General features: G+C 68.5%; 9 protein-coding genes. 2 read left to right on the plus strand and 7 right to left on the minus strand.

The annotated features are described in order from the left end of the window. Nucleotides 1–2 precede the first annotated feature (2 nt). The 4 genes from IEY60_RS02775 to IEY60_RS02790 are packed head-to-tail and all read right to left on the minus strand — an operon-like array spanning nt 3 to nt 11504. Nucleotides 3–779 carry a thioesterase II family protein gene (locus tag IEY60_RS02775; RefSeq protein WP_189023438.1) on the minus strand — a complete coding sequence of 259 codons (777 nt, stop codon included), beginning with the start codon at nt 777–779 and terminating at the stop codon, nt 3–5. Further along, nucleotides 776–3838, minus strand: a complete 3063-nt coding sequence (locus IEY60_RS02780; RefSeq protein ID WP_189023440.1) for a type I polyketide synthase — start codon at nt 3836–3838, stop codon at nt 776–778. Before IEY60_RS02780 ends, IEY60_RS02775 begins: the two co-directional genes overlap by 4 nt. After that, nucleotides 3835–9468, minus strand: coding sequence for a type I polyketide synthase (locus IEY60_RS02785; RefSeq protein ID WP_189023442.1), 5634 nt, complete (start codon nt 9466–9468; stop codon nt 3835–3837). The genes IEY60_RS02780 and IEY60_RS02785 overlap by 4 nt, the downstream gene beginning before the upstream one ends. Then, nucleotides 9468–11504, minus strand: a complete 2037-nt coding sequence (locus IEY60_RS02790) for a fatty acyl-AMP ligase (protein WP_373291660.1) — start codon at nt 11502–11504, stop codon at nt 9468–9470. Before IEY60_RS02790 ends, IEY60_RS02785 begins: the two co-directional genes overlap by 1 nt. Here IEY60_RS02790 and IEY60_RS02795 point away from each other — a divergent pair. Beyond that, entirely contained in the window at nt 11503–12138 is a 636-nt protein-coding gene (locus IEY60_RS02795) for an HAD-IA family hydrolase (protein ID WP_189024824.1), read from the plus strand. The two genes, IEY60_RS02790 and IEY60_RS02795, sit on opposite strands and share 2 nt — an antisense overlap. Before the next feature lie 98 nt (nt 12139–12236). Here the strand turns inward: IEY60_RS02795 and IEY60_RS02800 are convergent, their stop codons facing one another. The 3 genes from IEY60_RS02800 to IEY60_RS02810 all read right to left on the minus strand — a co-directional run bounded on the left by IEY60_RS02800 (nt 12237) and on the right by IEY60_RS02810 (nt 15568). Then, entirely contained in the window at nt 12237–13166 is a 930-nt protein-coding gene (locus IEY60_RS02800) for a response regulator transcription factor (RefSeq protein WP_189023447.1), read from the minus strand. A 151-nt stretch (nt 13167–13317) separates the two neighbouring features. Then, entirely contained in the window at nt 13318–14682 is a 1365-nt protein-coding gene (locus IEY60_RS02805) for an NlpC/P60 family protein (RefSeq protein WP_189023449.1), read from the minus strand. A gap of 325 nt (nt 14683–15007) precedes the next feature. Next, the gene (locus IEY60_RS02810; RefSeq protein ID WP_189023451.1) at nt 15008–15568 is read right to left on the minus strand and encodes an Rv1476 family membrane protein; all 561 of its coding nucleotides are present in this window, start codon (nt 15566–15568) and stop codon (nt 15008–15010) included. A gap of 280 nt (nt 15569–15848) precedes the next feature. On the opposite strand from IEY60_RS02810, the gene acnA reads away from it, so the two are divergent. Beyond that, entirely contained in the window at nt 15849–18662 is a 2814-nt protein-coding gene (gene acnA, locus IEY60_RS02815) for an aconitate hydratase AcnA (RefSeq protein WP_189023453.1), read from the plus strand. The last annotated feature ends 103 nt before the right edge of the window (nt 18663–18765 follow it).

An 18765-nucleotide genomic window follows, 5' to 3' on the forward strand; every position in this document is an offset into this window, starting at 1 on the left:
GTCTATTCCTTGCCTGTCGATCTGAGAAGGTTGCGGCGGATCGTCCGGAGGACACCGGCCTCGGACTGCTCGAGGTAGAAGTGGCCGCCGGGGAACTGGCGCCACTGAGTGGCCGCCGTGGTGCAGTCGCGCCAGGCGTCGAGTTCCTCGGCCGGGGTCGTCGGATCGTCGACGCCGCCGAGCGCGGTGATCGGAGTGGTCAATCGTCCCGGCCGGTATCGGTAGTCGGCGCCGAGCGCGAGATCGGCGCGTAGCGTCGGCGCGAAATGCCTGGCCAGCTCCGGCGATTCCAGGATTTGCGCCGGCACGCCCGCGTAGACCGTGTCGACCAGGCGCAGCAGGTCGATATCGTCCTCGGGCAGGTCCAGCGCGAACTCGCGGCGCGGATGGGCGCGGGCGGAGACGAACAGATAGTTCGGCGGCGCCTGCTCCTCGGTCAGCCGCCGCGCGACGTCGAAGGCGATCAGTCCGCCGAGGCTGTGCCCGAACAATGCCATCGGCCACGGCACATGCGTGACCAGCGCAGCGGTGATGTCATCGATCAGGGGCTCCCACCGGTCGGCGTGGTGCTCCCGCCACCGCTGCCCACGGCCGGGCAGGGTCACCCACCACAGTTCGATCTCCGGCGCCAGCTTCTCGACCCAGTTCTGGTACATCCGCGGATTGCCGCCCGAATGAGCGAAGCAGACCAGCCGGACCGCCGGAGCGGGCTGTGGACGTGGGCAGGTCAGGACGCCGTTGTGGTTCGCCCGCGGGGTGGCGAGCGCGGGCGTACTCATGGCCGCTCCGTGTCCGCGCCGATGATGACCGCGGCCAGATCACGCGCCGACCCACGATCGAGCACTTCGAGCAACTTGTGCAGGGGGACGAGAATGCCCGATTCGGCCTCGAGCTCGTTCTTCATCTCGACGACGACCAACGATTCGAGCCCGAACTCCCGGATCGGGGTCGACTCGTCGATCTCGGCGATCGGACGTTGCAGCGCACGCGCGATGCGTTCCCGGACGAATTCGGTGAGGGCCTGCAGCTGCGCGGGCCGGTCGGCGTGTGCGTCGCGACCGAGCGGGGCCGGTGCGCTCGGCTCGCGCACATCGGTCGCGCCGTCGACAGGGTGCGTATGCGCGATCTTGCCGATATGTTCCGGCAGCCAATATCGCCTGCGCACCCAGGGATAGTGCGGCAGGTCGACCCGAACGCCAGGCGGGTCGAGCACCGCGTTCCAGGTGATGTCGTGGCCGTCGACGTAGAGATCGGCAAGGCTTCGATGCAGCGAGTCCGCGGCGGAGCGCCCCCGCCGCAGGCTCGCGACCAGGGCCGGGGAACGGCCGGCAGCGGCCGCCACCGCGGCGAGGTCGCGGATCAGCACCGGATGCGGGCCCACCTCGAGCACTGTCGTGAGAGTGGAATCGGCGCGCAGTGCGGCCGTCACCGCGGGCGCGAACAGCACCGTGTCGACGAGATTGCGAGCCCAATGCTGCCCGGACAGCTGGTCGGCGCTGACCCGCTGCCCGGTCACCGTGGAGTACACGGGGATCGTGGGGGTGCTCGCCGTGATCGCGGCGAGCTGGTCGGCGAACTCCTCGGCGCAGGGGGCGAGCAGTGTGCTGTGGAAGGCGTAGTCGACCGGCAGCCTTCTGACCTCGGCCGCACGGGCCGACGCCGCGGCGGCCACCGTGTCGACGGCGGCGGCCGGACCGGTGATCACCGTCGACCGCGGCCCGTTGACCGCCGCGATGCCGACTCCGGAGTCCGGGTCGAGCAGCGCCGCGACATCATCGGCAGGCAGCGCGACGGCACACATCGCGCCACCGCGCGCGTACTTCTCGGTGAGTACCGCGCGGCGGACCAGAATATCGAAAGCTTGTTCCCTGGTGAGCATTCCGGCGACCGCGGCGGCCACGACCTCACCCATGCTGTGCCCCACCACCGCGGCGGGTGCCACTCCCCACGAACGCCACAGGGCGGTCAGCGCGAATTCGACCGCGGCGATGCAGATTTGAGCGATATCTGTGCGCTCGAGCCGGCTGTCGGCCGGGCCGGCCAGCAGTTCGGCCCGCAACGACCAGCCTGCCCGCTCGGCCACGACGACTTCGCACGCCTCCAGTTCCGCGGCGGCGACCGGTTCGGCGTAGAGCGCCCTGCCCATCTCCGCCCACTGCGAACCCTGGCCGCTGAACACGAACAGCGTCCGCTGCCGGGGTGCGGCTTTCGGCCGGCTGATCACTGTCGCCGACCCGGCGCGCTGGGCCAACTCCTCGGCAGTAGCCCCGGTCAGGCACAGCCGCACCGGCAGATGGGACCGTCTGGTCGCCGCCGCCGCGCAGATCTCGACGGCCGTGGCGACATCGGCCTCGGCGAGCTGTTCGGCGTAGCGGGCGGCGAGTGCCCTGGCCGCGGGCGCGCTGCGCGCCGAGATCGGCAGGATCAATGTGCCCCGGTCGGCACGCGCGGAGCTCGGGTTCCCGGTTTCGGTATCGGCCGGGGTCCGCGGGCGCGACTCCAGAATGGTGTGCACATTCGCGCCACCGAAGCCGAAGGAGCTGACAGCCGCCAGCTTCGGGCCGACGCGATCGGCCAATGGTGTCGGCGCCTGCGGCAGCAGCAGCCTGGTTCCGGTCAGATCGATCTCCGGGTTCACCCGCTCCAGATGCAAGTTCGCCGGGGCTTCGTCGTGCTCCAGGACGAGGATCGCCTTGATGAGGCCCGCGATGCCCGCGGCCGCCTCCTGATGGCCGAAATTCGTCTTCACCGCGCCCACCGGGCACGGGTCCGAACCCGCACCGTAGACAGTGCGGATCGCATCGAATTCGATCGGATCACCCAACGGTGTTCCGGTGCCGTGCGATTCGATGTAGACCACGTCGTCCGGTTCGGCGTTCGCGTCGCGCAGCGCGCGGCGTAGCAGGTCGGTCTGGGCACGGGGGCTCGGTGCGGTGAGTCCATTGGTCCGGCCGTCGTGGTTGACCGCCGTCCCGCGGATGACCGCCCGCGGTCGTTGTGCGCCGGCCGCGGCGAACGACTCCCTGGTGAGTACCACCATGCCGCAGCCTTCGGCGCGCACGATCCCCTCCGCCGACGCGTCGAAAGCCCGGCACCGACCACGGGGCGCCAGCGGCAGCACCTTCTCGGTCACCGTCGTCGACACCGGCGACAAGATCGTGTTCACCCCGCCTACCAGCGCGATATCGCAGTCACCGTCGCGGAGCGCCCGCACCGCGAGATGCAGAGCCATCAGCGAGGACGAGCACGCGGTGTCGACAGCCATGCTGGGACCGCTCAGGTCCAGCACATACGACAGCCGGTTGGCGACGATGCTGTGGACCCCGCCCGGTGCGGTATAGGCATTGACACCGGAGCTGTCGGCGACCTGCATCATGAGGTAATCGGAGCCGTACACGCCGATGAACACCCCGGTTGTCGCGGTGCGCAGCGTGTCGAGCGTGAGACCGGCGTCTTCGATGGCTTCCCAGGCGACTTCGAGCACCAGCCGCTGCTGCGGGTCCATCCGTTCGGCCTCGGCGGGCGAGATGCCGAAGAACTCGGCGTCGAAGCTGTCGACCGTGCTGAGCAGGCCGCCGTAACGGCCGTTCGGGTCGACGCCGGCCCCGGGACCGCGGCGCCCGTCGGTCCCGCCGAGCAGCTCGGTGACCGCGTCTACGCCGTCACGCAGCGCCGACCAGTAACCGTGCAGGTCTTCGATACCGGCGGGCATTCGCACTGCCGCGCCCAGGACCGCCGCCGGTGCGGAGTGCGCTGCCAGTTGTGCTCGAAGTCGTCGAATCTCCTGCAGCGACTGCTGCAATATCTCGCGATGTGCGCCGGACGTCGTGGTAGTCATCGGGATTCCCCCTCAGAGTTGAGGTCCAGTTCGGCCGACAGCAGGTCGGCGAGTTCGTCGTCGGTGGCCTGGGCGAGCACGGCATCGAACTCCGCCACGACCGGAGCCGGCTGCCGCGACGGCGACATCCGCTCGATCAGTTCGCCGACGAGTTGGTCGACGGTCGGATAGGCGAAGACCATGCTGGCCGACATCGGTTGCCCCAGACCGGCTTCCAGCCGGTTGCGCAGGTCGACCGCCATCAGTGAATCGAAGCCGAGGTCGCGGAACGGCACCGTCGGGTCGATCGCGCCGGTCGCCCCGACGATGGTGGCGACTTGGCCGAGCACGAACTGCCGGACCAGTTCGGCCCGCTCGAACGGATCATCGATTCCGGACAGATCGGGGGCGGCTCCGGCATCGGCACCGATTGCCGAAATCCCTGCCAGGAGATCGGTGAGCAGTTCCCGCGCCGAGGGCGGGGTGTTCGGACCAGCCAGCGCCGTCAGATCGAAGGCGGCGGCGGCCAGTACCGGCGACGGATCCGTCAAGGCCGCCGCCAGCAGCGCCATGGCGTCGTCGGGGGCGAGCGCGGGAACGCCGAGGGCCGCGAGCCGTCGGTCACTCCCGACGGCGGCGGCGAGGCCGATCTCGGCCCACGGACCCCAGGCGATGCTGACCGCGGGCAGGCCGTCGGCGACTCGCGCCGAAGCCAGCGCGTCCAGATAGGTGTTGGCCGCCGCATAGGCGGCCTGCCCCGGTGAGCCGAACATTCCCGCCAGCGAGGAGAACAGCACGAAGTGCTCGATCGGCTGATCCAGGGTCGCGCGGTGCAGATTCCACGCGCCCCGGGCCTTTCCGGCGAACGCGCGGTCCAGCTGCGCGTTCTCGAATTCGCCGATCACACCGTCCTCGAGCACGCCCGCCAGGTGGAAGACGCCGCCGAGGGGGCTCGCACTCGCGACCACCGCTTCGAGGGCGTCGGCATCGGCGAGGTCTACCGCCGCCACCTCGACCTGGGCTCCACGCGACCGCAGTTCCTCGATCACCAGCGCCGCGTGGGGGGTCGGTGCCGACCGGCCGAGCAACATCAGCCTGCGCACCCCCTGCGAGCTCAGCCACTGCGCCAGCCGCAGGCCGAGTCCACCGAGTCCACCCGTGACGAGATAGCCGAGTTCGGCGTCGAAAGCCGGGGTCGAGCGAGCGCGCGGCGCGGGCAGCAGGCGGGGAACCGCCGCGGTCGCCCCGATCGCCCATTGCCGCGACGGATCCGGATGACGCAGGACAGCGACCAGCCGGTCCAGTTCGGCAGCACTCGGCGCGGCCGGGAGATCGACGACACCACAGCGCAATTCGGGATGCTCGGTGGCGATCACCCTCGCGACGCCCCACAGGGCCGCCGTGGAAAGCCCGCCGACTCGTGGATCCTGTTGCGTGTGCGCGGTCAACAGCCACAGTCGAGGGGTGCGGCTGCCCTGGGTGAAACGCTCGGTCAGCGAGCGCGCCAGGCTGATCGCCGCCGCGGCACGGTCTGCCGAGGCGACCGGATCGGGGTCACCCGGATCGGCGAAGCCACGGGCGTCCACGATGCCGGCGAGGTCGTCCCAGTGCACCGGCAGCGCATCCAGTCCGGCCGCGCTGTCGGGGTTTCCGAGCACACAGCTGTCGCCGGGCCCGCTCAACCGGGCCGCCAACGCGCGCAGCGGCGCGGTATCGGCGCCGAGGACAAGCCAACGGCCGGGTTCGATCGGCGCGGGCGCCGATTCGTGTGCTGTCCAGGACAGCCGATACAGCCTGCCACGGTCGACAGCCGGGGCACTGCTCTTGGTGACCTGGAAGTCCATCGCCGACCAGATCGGCGTCCCGTCGCCGGTCAGCACCACCAGATCCGCGGTCAGGTCACGATCGCCGTACTCGACTATCCGCGCGTGACACCAGACCTCGGTGATCGGCTCGCCGGTGGCCGAGAACTGTACGCGGGTCGCGCCGGAGGGCAACGGCAGTGTGCCCGGCTCCAGCTGCCTGCCCGCGGCCGCCGCGATGGTGTGCAGGCAGGCGTCGAGCAGCGCGGGGTGTATCCCGGTGTGTCTGCCCGGACCGAGGGCCGCGCTGAACTTCCCGATCGCCTGGCCGTCGCCGCGTCGCAGCAGCGTCATGGAGCGAAACGCCGGGCCGTAGTGGAGGCCTGCCGCCGCGAGATCGGCGTAGAACTGCTCGATCGAGACGGGCTCGGCGCACCGAGCGAGCAGGTCGTCGAGCGCGGGAACCCGGCGCTCGGCGAGTCGGCCCGGCGCGGCATCGAGCCAGCCGCGCGCGTGCGTCAGCGGGGTGCCCGCCGGATCGGAAATGATCGCGAATTCCGAACGCCCACCCGCGGATTCGATCACGAGCTGCACCGGAACCGGTCCACCGGCACGGACGAGCGGGGCGTCGAAACTGACATTGCTGAGCACGACCGTCGGCGACGCGTCGACGACAGTCCCCGCGGCGGCGGCACCCGCCGCCGCGGCGAGCCAGTACGCACCAGGCACCACAACCACACCATCGACGACGTGGTCGGCGATCTCGGGTGCGGCGTCGAGCTCGATCGGCCACACGCCGAGTTCGGGGTGGGTGCCGACGGAGACCCGAGCGCCGATCAGCCGGCTCGAAGCCGCACCGACGCCGGCGCCTTCCCCGGGCCCGAGAGCCCGGATCAGCGGGAACCGCTGATGGTTCCAGCCCTGTGACGGAACCGCTACTGCCTCCGCGTCCGGGTGAATCGCCTCCCAATCCAGGCTCACGCCGGAGACGTAGATCTCGCCCAGCGCGTGCAGGAACGCGAATACCTCGTCCTCGTCACGACGTGTCGAGGACACCACCACCACATCCGCTGTCGCCGAGGTGGCCTCGGCGATCTCACCGAGTGACCGGGAAAGCACCGGGTGCGGTGCGATCTCGACGAACGTGTCGTGTCCCTCGGACAGCATCCGGCCGACCGCGGTATCGAACAGCACCGTCTCGCGCAGATTGCGCGACCAGTAGTCGCCATCGGCGAGCGTGTCGGCGGACACGGCACCGGTGACCGTCGAATACCACGGCAGCGCGGGAGGCCGCGCCGTGATGCCCTCGAGGCCCGCGCGCAAGCGCGGCCGCAACGGCTCCACCGCTGGACTATGGGCGGCGAAGTCGACCGCGATGCGCCGGGCGAATACGCCGTCGGCCTCCAGCTGCCGGACGATCTCGTCCAACGCCTGCGGCGGGCCGGACAGCACCGTCGCGCGTGGTCCGTTCACCGCTGCCACCGACACTGTGTCGAGGTGCTCGGCGAGCACCGTTTCCAGTTGTGCCGCATCCAGTTCGACGAGCGCGAGTCCGCCGTGGCCGGAGATCTCGGTGAGCAGCCTGCTACGCACCGAGACGACGCGCGCGGCATCGGCGAGCGAGAGCGCCCCACTGATGTGGGCAGCGGCGATCTCACCCATGCTGTGCCCGCACACCGCGGCGGGCTCTACGCCGAAAGCTCGCCAGGTCTGTGCCAACGCCACCTGCATCGCGAACAGCGCGGGCGGCACCTGCGCGGTGCCGTGCGCGACGAGTCCGGTATCGGCCGACCACAGTGCTTCACCCAGCCAGGCCGACAGTTCGGTGTCGGCGCGTTCGATCGCCTCTCGAAACGCCGGAATGCTCTGCGCCAGCCCGCGTCCCATCCCGTCCCACTGCGAACCCTGCCCGGGGAAGATCAGCCCCACCTGACGTGGAGTTGTCGCCCGCGGCCGTGGTCCGCAGATGCCGCGCGCCCGTTCGCCCTCGGCGATCGCGGTCATGCCTTCGACCAAGTCGTCGACATCGCGCACGATCACCGCGGCCCGATGCGTGTCGTGATCGGCTCGCCGGGCCGCCGTCGCAGCGGCGCGGGCCAGCCATCCCGGGTCGTGCCCGTCTCGTTCGGCGACAGCGGCCCAGCCCCGGGCACGGCGGCGCAGGCCGGCTTCCGTCTGCGCCGACACCGGGAAGAGCAGGTATTCGGTGGTTCGCGGTGCCGACCGCGGTACGGGCGTCGGCGCGGTGGACAGCACCACATGGGCGTTGGTGCCGCCGAAGCCGAACGAACTGGTTCCCGCGACAGCACTGCCCGCGGTGTCGACAGGCAGCGACTCGACCTGGGTCTGGACGACCACGGGGACGGTATCCAGGCCTGTTCTCGGATTCGGCCGCTGAAAGTGCAGCGACGGCATCCATTGCCGATGATGCAGCGACAGCGCGGTTTTGATCATTCCGGCAATGCCCGCGGCGGCCTCGAGATGTCCGAGATTCGATTTCGCCGAGCCGATTCGCAATGGTGTGGCCGGGTCACGCCCCGCACCGAGTACCGTGGCGAGCGCCCCGACCTCGATCGGGTCGCCGACAGCGGTGCCGGTACCGTGCGCCTCCACATAGGCGACGGAAGCGGGGTCGACACCGGCGTTGCGATAGGCCGCGCGCAACACCCGTTCTTGCGCGGGGCGGCTCGGCGCGATCAGACCGTTGGTCCGCCCGTCCTGATTGACCGCGCTGCCACGGATCACGGCATAGACCCGGTCCCCGTCAGCGCGCGCCTTGTCGAGTCTCTTGAGGACGACCACGCCCGCCCCCTCACTGCGGACGTAGCCGTCGGCGCGCTCGTCGAACGGCTTGCACCGGCCGTCCGGAGCCATCAGCCGGCCCTTGCTGAAGCTGAGCGCGATGCGTGGCCCGGCGATCACATTGACCCCGCCCGCCAAGGCCAGCTCCGACTCCCCCGCCCGCAGCGACTGGCAGGCCAGGTGCACGGCGACCAGTGACGACGAGCAAGCGGTGTCGACCACCAGGCTCGGACCCGCCAGGTTCAGGCAGTACGACAGCCGGTTGGCGATGACACTCAACGCCGCACCAGTGCCGTCCTGGGCGGACACCTCGGTACCGGGCGCGAGCACGGCGACGCCGTGGTCGTAGGACGATGCGCCGATGAAGACACCGGTCGGGGTCGCCGCCAGGCCGCGCGGTCCGATCCCGGCGTCGTCGAGCGCGGTCCACGCCACTTCGAGTAGCTGGCGTTGCTGGGGATCCATCCGCACGGCCTCCCGGGCCGCGATGCCGAAGAAGTCCGCGTCGAAATGGTCGACGCCGGGGAGAAACCCACCCCACTTGGTGGTCATCCGGCCGGGAGTATCAGGATCGGGATCGTAGAGTTCGTCGGCATTCCAGCGATCTGCGGGCACCTCGCTGATCGCGTCGACTCCATGCCTCAGCAGGTCCCAGAACTGTGTGGGACCGTCGGCGCCGGGGAATCGGCAGCCGATGCCGACGATCGCGATCAGCTCGCCCTCGGTACCGGCCTCGATCGGCTCCTGCAGCCGGTGCGAGGGGCCCGGCCCTTCGCCGCGTCCGCCGGTGACCGGCTGGGCCGCCGCGGCCATCTGCTCCGCGAGCGCCACGGCCGCGGCGGTGATGCTGGGATAGTCATAGGCGAAGGTCGGCGAGAGCGTCAGTCCGGTCCAGCGCTGGAGATCGTCGGACAGCTCCACCGCCTGCAACGAGGACAATCCGAGTGCGACGAACGGGACATCGACCGCCAGGCTCTCCTTCTCCACGCCGAGCAGGGAACCGATCCGCTCGACCAGCCACGTGACAACGTGATCCGCCCGCGACATCACTGCACTCCGACAGTCAGGGACTGCTGTGCCAGGGTCAGCTCGCCCGCCTCGAAGGCGGCACGAGTGCCGCGGCGCTGCAGCTTTCCGCTCGAGGTCTTGGGCACTGTGCCCGCCGGAACCAGCAGCACTTCGGCCGGGGTGATCGAATGGTCCATGGTGATCGCGGCGCGCAAGGTGGCCGAGAGCGCGGCCACGTCGATGCCGGCAGTGTCCGCGCGCGTCTCCGCGACCACGATCAGCTCTTCGCCGCCGGACCGCTCGGACGCGAACGCCGCGGTGCAACCGCGTCGTACCAGCGGGCTCGCGTTCTCGACCGTCGCCTCGATGTCTTGCGGGTAGTAGTTGCGCCCGCCGACGATGATCAGGTCCTTGCGACGGCCGACCACATACAGCTCGCCGTCGACGACCGCACCGAGGTCGCCACTGCGCAGGAAGGGGCCGCGACGTGGCGACACCGTTTCCGCGCGGAATGTCTCGTTCGTCGCGTCGGCGTTCTGCCAATACCCGGCGGCCACATCGGGGCCACCGATCCAGATCTCGCCGACGTCGCCCTCGGCGGCCGGGGTCCGGGTTTCCGGGTCGACGATCAGCAGCTCGCGATGCAAGGCGACGACACCGGAGCTGACCAAGGTATGCCCCTCCCCTCGCACGACCCGGCCTGCCGCCAGCTGTGCCCGGTCCACCGACAGGGTGACCGCGCCGGCCCCACGCACGGCACCGACGGTGAACAACGTCGATTCGGCCAGGCCATAGCAGGGGTAATGCGTGCGCGGGTCGAATCCGTGGGGCCCGAACTCCTGGGCGAACTTGGCCAAGGTCTCGGTGCGGATCGGCTCCGCGCCGTTGAAGACGACCTCGAGCGAACTGAGATCGAGTCCTTCGCGCTCCGCGGCGGGGATGCGACGGCAGCACAGCTCGAAGGCGAAGTTCGGGCCGCCGGTAATGGTGGCCGAGTATCGGGTCACCGCGCGCAACCAGCGCTGCGGCCGTTGGACGAAGGTCAACGGCGGCAGCAGAACGGTGCTGCCGCCCGCGTAGATCGCGGGCACGATCAGCCCCATCAATCCCATGTCATGAAACAACGGAAGCCAGCCGACGATGCTCGATTCTGGGCGGTAGCCCATGGTGTGACACATGAGCTCCTGGTTGTGCATGAGTGCGTCGTGGGTGACGACCACGCCCTTGGGAGCCGAGGTCGAACCGGAGGTGTACTGCAGGAACGACACGTCGGCTCCGGTCGGGAAGACCGGTTCGAACCCTGTGTCGTCGGTCGCGTCGGTACCCACCCAATGCAACGCGCCCAGTTCGGGCGCCGCGGCGAGCAGGGCCTGCCGGGTCTGTTCCGGAGCGCCGGCGAGCACTACCGTGGCCCCGCAGTCCGCGGCGATCGTCCGGAGGGTGTCGATCCGACGGGGCGAGGTGATCGGGAAAGGCGGGTAGACCGGCACCGCGATCACCCCCGCGTACTGGCAGGCCAGGAACGCGAGCACGAAATCGGCCGAATCCGGGGCGATGATGAGCGCCCGCTCACCCGGTGCGACCACCGCCGCCAATCGGGACGCGATCGCCCGGGCGCGCCCGCCGACCTCACCGAATGTCAACGACAGCGATTCGTTTTCGCCATCGGCCAAAAACGTGTAGGCAGTCCGATTTGTATCTTCGGTAGCACGCAGAGAAATAGCCTCCGCGAGAGTTCTTGCCCGGAGTGTTGTCTCCATCGTCATGCTCCTACCCATATCCATCCGGCTCGGGAGAATTCGCATCGCGAACCAGCCGATACCGTCCTCCCCCGACACGATTCGGACATTACCGACGCCAGACCGTGCCGCGACAGGTGAAAGAGTCACCTTCCAATGGGCTGAATTCCTTGTCTCCCAAGGCGTATCACTTCCGGTACGCGACCGGAGGAGACATGTCGCACCATGCGAGGTACCCCGTTCGTCGTATCGCGCGGGCGCCCGGTGCAGAGATATCGTGCCGCTGGCAGGGATAGTTGAATACAGAGTGGAGAGACCGTTGACCGACCTCAGCATGGGACCTTCTGTCGCGATATGGTCAGATTTCGGTGGCGTATTGACACCGCCGGTCGCCGAAACTTTTGCGGCGTTCTGCCGAAAAACCGGGCTGGCGCCTGATCCGCTTCGTTCGGCAATTGCGAACGTGACCGCCACATTTGGCACCGAAGACATGATGCTGCCGCTTGACACACCGTTGGTCACCGAGGACGAGTGGCTGGACCTGGTGCGCACGGCACTGGCCGAGCAGGGGATTCATACCGCGATCCCGAGTTTGGCCGAGACGTGGTTCGCCGACCGGCCGGCCAACACCACCTGGGTGGACGCGCTGCTGCGCTATCGCACCGAGGGCGCGTTCGTCGGCATGCTGTCCAACATGCCGCCCGCCTGGGAGCCCTACTGGCGAAAGATGGTGGTCGCCGACGAACTGTTCGATGCCGTGGTCAATTCCGCGCAGGTCGGTTGCCGAAAACCCGATCGCGAGATCTTCGACCTGGCAGCCGAGCGAGCGGGCATTGCCCCGGATCGGTGCATCCTGGTGGACGACCTGCCCCAGAACTGCGCGGGTGCCCGCGCGGCAGGCTGGCGCGCGGTCCTGTTCGTCGACGCGGAGCAGGCTATCGCCGACCTGGAACGAGCCGTCGACCACTGATACCGAGGCAGCCGAGTGCCTGCCTGCACAACGCACTTGTTGCCGGACTGTCCGCGCCTCGGCGGACAGTCCGGCCTATTTCGCATCTTTCGGGTAGTTCAGGCCGAGTCCTGCCGACCTTCGAGGGTGCGATACCGATTGACCGCGTCGATCCGCGAGACCGCCCCCAGCTTGTCGAAAATACTGCGCAGATGGCGTTTGACCGTTCCCTCGGTGATGGACAGGGCATTGGCGATCTGGCGATTCGTCATGGCCTCGCCGACCAGGCGAACGACCTGTTCCTCACGCGCAGAGAGTCTGCCGCGACTCGATGGTCCGCCGCATGTCAGGAACTCGCGGGGCACGCTGACCGTGATCTGGTTCTCCACCGACGCCACGCCTCGAATCGACGTCACCAGTTCGCTGCGGGAAATCCCCTTGTGGAGAAAACACCGAACACCGATCTCCAGCATGTCGTACAACACGTGTCCGGGGCCGCCCGAATTCAGCACCACGATCGCGGCGTCGGGAAATTTCCGAATCAGCGAGCGGGTGATCCGTACAGCGCCACTGCCGATTTCGTCGATGTCGAGCACGATGACATCCGGGGCCACCGCGCCGGTCCGTCTGTCGGCTTCGTTCCAGGACACCCCGCTGATGACGACGAAGTCGTCTTCGGAACCCAAGAACCCACACAGCATTTCTCGCGTCAGGGAGTTGTCGGCCACCACCTCGATGCTGACCCTCTCCTCGGACAACGCGGTATTCGGGATTACCAGATACCGGGTAGCCAGATCGGGTGTTCGGATCGGAATCCCCCGGCACTCGGAGCCGATACTCGCGCGCTCCGCTACTGCTTGCGTGGGTTCGGTTGGTCTCACTACGCCCCCTCGGATACTGCTGCCGTGGATCCTGGATGCGCGAACTGCGTACTGCCCCAGCCGCCGACTCTCTCCGGCCACGCGTACCCAGGAAGGCTCGGCGATGAACCACAAACCGTCGCCGACCGAGGAGCGGTCTTGCCCCGCGATAGCCTCATTCTGAAACACCCACTCACACTTGATGTTTCGAGGCGCGACTTGGTTATAGGTAGTGACGCTATCCCTCTTCCGAGGCCCCGACAAGCCAGCTTCGCGCAAAACGCCCGGCCACATCTACTGTTCTCCAGTTGTTTACCTCGATCTTTCACTACCCGCAGCCTCATTCGGTGACGATGCGGACCGCGTACGGCATGATGCCGTCCTCGCGGACCGGTGAAATCTTCACCACGTCACCGGATTCGGGCGCTTCGATCATCTGCCCGTCGCCGAGGTAGAGCGCGACGTGGGCGCTGCCGCCCGGGCCCCAGAACAGCATGTCGCCGCGTTCGCGGTCCTCGACGTCGACGCGGGTACCTGCGTTGTACTGGTAGCCGCTGTAGTGCGGCAGGGAGACGCCGATGCCGGCGAAGGCGTAGAGCATCAGGCCCGAGCAGTCGAAGCCGATCTTGTTGTAGTCGCCGTGCGCGTCGCCGGCGCCGCCGTCGCGGATGCCGAGGGTGGGGCCGTCCTCGTCGCCGCCGCCCCAGGCGTAGGTGACGCCGAGTTGCGACATCGCCCGGTCGATCACCGTCTCGATCGCCGCCGAGCCGGTGACCTGCGGTTTCGTCGGTTTGGGTTTGGTCTTGCGCGGCGAGGCCGGGGTGGATTCGAGCTCGGTGTGCGGGCGCTGCCCTTCGCCCAGCTTGGCGGCGCGGTCGCGGGCGGCCTGGTCGGCGGCGGCGCGGGCGGCCGCGGCGTTGGCGGCGGCGAGCAGCGCGGTCAGCTCGGCCTTGCGCTGGTCGTCCCAGGCCAGGAAGACCTCGCGCTGGCTCTGCAGACCCGACACCGTAGCGCGGGCGACGTCGAGGGCGGACTGGGCCGCCGCGCGGTCGCGCTGCAGCGTGTCGCGGGCCGCGGCCTGGGTGTCGAATTCGGTCTTGGCGACGGTGACCGCGGCCTGGGCGGTGTTCTTCTTCTGTTCGGCGGCGTCGGCGGCGCTGTCGGCGTCGGCCTTGGCCTGGCGGGCCGCGGCATTCTGGTTGGCCTGGGCGATCTGGGTGCGGCGCAGATCGTCGAGCACCTGGCGCTGGTTCTTGGAGACCATGCTCAGCACCTGCGCGCGGTCCATCGCGGAATCAGGCGTGGCGGAGGCGAGGTAGGTGACGACGGAGCTGTTCACCGGCCGCACGTAGGCCTGGGTGGCGAGCTGGTCGAAGTCCTGGCGGGCCGCGCCGACCTTCGCGCCCGCGTCGGCGAGCAGGGCCTGCGAATCGGTGACCGCGGCGGCGGCAGCGTCGGCGGCGTCCCTGGCGGTCTGCAGGTCGACCAGCGCCTGGTTGACCGCCTCGCGTTTGGCGGCGAGCGCGTCGTCGAGGGCTCGTAACTGCTGATCGGCCGCGGCGACCCGGTTGATCAGCACGCCGATCTCGCTCACCCGCGCGTCGACCTGCGCGCCCGCGCCCGCGATCTCACCGTCGGAGGGATTGGGCGGCGGCGGTGGCACCGCCGTGACCTGCCCCGCGCCCGCGAGCACGGCCAGCGTCATCAGCAATCCCGCCGCTACCCGTAATAGACCTGGTTCGTCCTGCCTGCCCGCACCGCGCACGGCACCTCCGAGTGACTCGACTCGACATACGCCACTGACGCATCAGCCCACCCACCGACCACATGAGTCGACCAATGCCCCCTGTACCACTGCATTCACGATCGCGATCACCGCAACCGTACGACACATAGTTCACAAAGGAAACAACTGCCACAGCGACACGGGGGTGCAATTAGCGGATTGCCTGAAAATAGCCTGACGGAGGACAGCTTTTCAGGGCAGAAAACAGACCGATGGTCCGGAAATGTTGCTGAAGGGAAACCGGTTACTTAGCGGAACCCACATCAGCCCGGTCGGTCGACGCCGCAACCTGCGTGTCGGCGTCGGGACCGCGGCGCGCCTTCACGACGTACAGCCCGGCGATCACCAGCGCGGTGAGCGTCAGCAACACCGCGGTGATCACGCTCCAGGGCACACCCTCGGGCTGCTCCAACCGGTCGACGAAGGCCTGCACGGCCTCCTCAGGGTGGTTCCCCTTGTACTTGGCGACATCCTCGGCCCACTCCAGCCGGACCCGGCTGATGCTGTCGCTGTAGGTGCCGACCCAGTCGTCGCTGAAGACCGCGACGGTGCCGTCGGTGCTTTTGCCCACCTCGGTGGCCAGGTCACGTAGGCTCGAGTCGTGGCCGGGGTTACCTGGAACAACGACGACGCTCAGCGGGATCCCCTCGGATCGCGCCTCGGCGACGATCGCCGCCAGTTTCTCCTGGTTCACGCCTTTGGGGGCGGCGACATGATTGTCGGCGAGATCGGACCGGACACTGCTCAGCACGGTATTCGGCGGCAGTTCGGCGGCCATCGGCGCAAAGGTGTGCAAGACGGTCATCTTCCATCCGGTCTGTCGAGCCTCGGCCGCTACGTTGCGACGGGCATCCAACACTGCAGGGTGAGCGTCAATGCGTCATTCCCCGACTCGCTCGACTGGCACAGTACGCGACGGCGCGCGCGGACACGCTGGCACGGCACGCCCAACCGCCCCCGCGTATTTCATAGGACAAGCGTACTGTTAGGCTCGTACGGCGAGGAAACCGGCATCTCACGGCGCCGGAACCCCCTCCGAAGACGCGAGTCGCCGGCACAGCCCCGCCGGCGGCACACCCTCACACATGAGTGGAGCTGACGTGACGAAGATTGATACCTTCGGCGCCAAGGGCACGCTCGAGGTCGGAAGCAACTCCTACGAGATCTTCCGTCTCTCGGCTGTTCCCGGCACCGAGAAGCTGCCCTACGCCCTGAAGGTGCTGGCGGAGAACCTGCTGCGCACCGAGGACGGCGCGAACATCACCGCCGATCACATCCGCGCGATCGCGAACTGGGACCCCTCGGCGCAGCCGAGCGTCGAGATCCAGTTCACCCCCGCGCGCGTGATCATGCAGGACTTCACCGGCGTTCCCTGCATCGTCGACCTCGCCACCATGCGTGAGGCCGTCACCACCCTCGGCGGCGACCCGAGCAAGGTGAACCCGCTCTCCCCCGCCGACATGGTCATCGACCACTCGGTCATCCTGGACGTCTTCGGCCGCGCCGACGCGCTGGAGCGCAACGTCGAGCTCGAGTACGAGCGCAACGGCGAGCGCTACCAGTTCCTGCGCTGGGGCCAGGGCGCCTTCGACGACTTCAAGGTCGTCCCCCCGGGCATGGGCATCGTCCACCAGGTCAACATCGAGTACCTGGCCCCGACCGTCATGGTCCGCAACGGCCAGGCCTACCCCGACACCTGTGTCGGCACCGACTCGCACACCACCATGGTCAACGGCCTGGGCGTGCTGGGCTGGGGCGTGGGTGGCATCGAGGCCGAGGCCGCGATGCTGGGCCAGCCGGTCTCCATGCTGATCCCGCGCGTCGTCGGCTTCAAGCTGACCGGTGAGATCAAGCCGGGCGTCACCGCCACCGACGTGGTGCTGACCGTCACCGACATGCTGCGCAAGCACGGCGTCGTCGGCAAGTTCGTCGAGTTCTACGGCGCCGGCGTGTCGGAGGTGCCGCTGGCCAACCGCGCCACCCTGGGCAACATGAGCCCCGAGTTCGGCTCCACCGCGGCGATCTTCCCGATCGACGAGGAGACCATCAACTACCTGCGCCTGACCGGCCGCACCGACGAGCAGCTCGCGCTCGTCGAGGCGTACGCCAAGGAACAGGGCATGTGGCACGACGCCGACAAGGAGCCCGCGTACTCGGAGTACCTGGAGCTGGACCTGAGCACCGTGGTGCCGTCCATCGCAGGCCCGAAGCGCCCGCAGGACCGCATCCTGCTCAGCGAGTCCAAGAGCGCCTTCCGCTCCGACATCGTCAACTACGTCGGCGAGGGTGAGCTGACCGCGCTGGACGAGGCGGGCGACGAGTCCTTCCCTGCCTCCGATTCGGTCGCCGTGTCCGCGAACGCCGCCGACGACACCTACACCCCGGCCCACTCGGCCGCCAAGGGCGCCAACGGCCGTCCGTCCAAGCCGGTCGAGGTTCGCTCGGCCGAGCGCGGTGACTTCGTCCTCGATCACGGCGCCGTCGTGGTCGCGGGTATCACCTCCTGCACCAACACCTCCAACCCGTCGGTCATGCTGGGCGCCGCCCTGCTCGCCCGCAACGCGGTGGAGAAGGGCCTGTCGACCAAGCCGTGGGTGAAGACCAACATGGCGCCGGGTTCGCAGGTCGTCTCCGACTACTACGAGAAGGCCGGTCTGTGGCCCTACCTCGAGAAGCTCGGCTTCTACGTCGGTGGCTACGGCTGCACCACCTGCATCGGTAACACCGGCCCGCTGCCCGAGGAGATCTCGGCCGCGATCAACGACAACGACCTCTCGGTCACCGCCGTGCTGTCGGGTAACCGCAACTTCGAGGGTCGTATCTCCCCCGACGTGAAGATGAACTACCTGGCCTCCCCGCCGCTGGTCATCGCCTACGCGCTCGCGGGCACCATGGACTTCGACTTCGAGACCGACCCGCTGGGCCAGGACACCGAGGGCAACGACGTCTTCCTGAAGGACATCTGGCCTTCGGCCCAGGAGATCGACGACACCATCAAGTCCTCGATCAACCAGGACATGTTCCGCAACTCCTACGCCACCGTCTTCGACGGCGACGCCCGCTGGCAGGGCCTGGCCACCCCGGAGGGCGACACCTTCGCGTGGGACGAGAAGTCGACCTACGTCCGCAAGGCGCCGTACTTCGACGGCATGTCGATGGACCCGAGCCCCGTCACCGACATCAAGGGCGCCCGCGTCCTCGCGCTGCTGGGCGACTCGGTCACCACCGACCACATCTCCCCGGCGGGCCCGATCAAGCCCGGCACCCCCGCCGCGCAGTACCTCGACGCCAACGGTGTGGCCCGCAAGGACTACAACTCGCTGGGCTCGCGTCGTGGTAACCACGAGGTGATGATCCGCGGCACCTTCGCCAACATCCGGCTGCGCAACCAGCTGCTCGACGACGTCTCGGGTGGTTACACCCGCGACTTCACCCTCGAGGGCGGCCCGCAGTCGTTCATCTACGACGCCTCGCAGAACTACCAGGCCGCCGGCATCCCGCTGGTCGTGCTCGGTGGCAAGGAGTACGGTTCGGGCTCCTCGCGTGACTGGGCCGCCAAGGGCACCAGCCTGCTGGGTGTGAAGGCCGTCATCACCGAGTCGTTCGAGCGCATCCACCGCTCCAACCTCATCGGCATGGGCGTTGTGCCGCTGCAGTTCCCGCAGGGTGAGTCGGCCGCGTCGCTGGGCCTGACCGGCACCGAGACCTTCGACATCGAGGGCATCACCGCCCTCAACGAGGGTGTCACCCCGAAGACCGTCAAGGTCACCGCCACCGCCGAAGACGGCAAGAAGACCGTCTTCGACGCGGTCGTCCGCATCGACACCCCCGGTGAGGCCGACTACTACCGCAACGGCGGCATCCTGCAGTACGTCCTGCGCAACATGATCCGCGGTTAATAGCCTCGGAGTCCGGTGGTGCAGTATCGAATGATGCTGCACCACAGGGCATCCGGTAGCGGATGCCCCTTTGCGACAGCCCCCGTCTCGGAATTCCGGGGCG

Source organism: Nocardia rhizosphaerihabitans (genome assembly GCF_014646295.1).
Taxonomy (GTDB): Bacteria; Actinomycetota; Actinomycetes; order Mycobacteriales; family Mycobacteriaceae; genus Nocardia; species Nocardia rhizosphaerihabitans.

Coding starts and splice junctions, on each gene's coding strand:
- IEY60_RS02775 (WP_189023438.1), bottom strand. CDS start 779: ATGAGTACGCCCGCGCTCGCCACCCCGCGGGCGAACCACAACGGCGTC.
- IEY60_RS02780 (WP_189023440.1), bottom strand. CDS start 3,838: ATGACTACCACGACGTCCGGCGCACATCGCGAGATATTGCAGCAGTCG.
- IEY60_RS02785 (WP_189023442.1), bottom strand. CDS start 9,468: ATGTCGCGGGCGGATCACGTTGTCACGTGGCTGGTCGAGCGGATCGGT.
- IEY60_RS02795 (WP_189024824.1), top strand. CDS start 11,503: ATGGGACCTTCTGTCGCGATATGGTCAGATTTCGGTGGCGTATTGACA.
- IEY60_RS02790 (WP_373291660.1), bottom strand. CDS start 11,504: ATGCTGAGGTCGGTCAACGGTCTCTCCACTCTGTATTCAACTATCCCT.
- IEY60_RS02805 (WP_189023449.1), bottom strand. CDS start 14,682: ATGACGCTGGCCGTGCTCGCGGGCGCGGGGCAGGTCACGGCGGTGCCA.
- IEY60_RS02810 (WP_189023451.1), bottom strand. CDS start 15,568: ATGACCGTCTTGCACACCTTTGCGCCGATGGCCGCCGAACTGCCGCCG.
- acnA (WP_189023453.1), top strand. CDS start 15,849: ATGAGTGGAGCTGACGTGACGAAGATTGATACCTTCGGCGCCAAGGGC.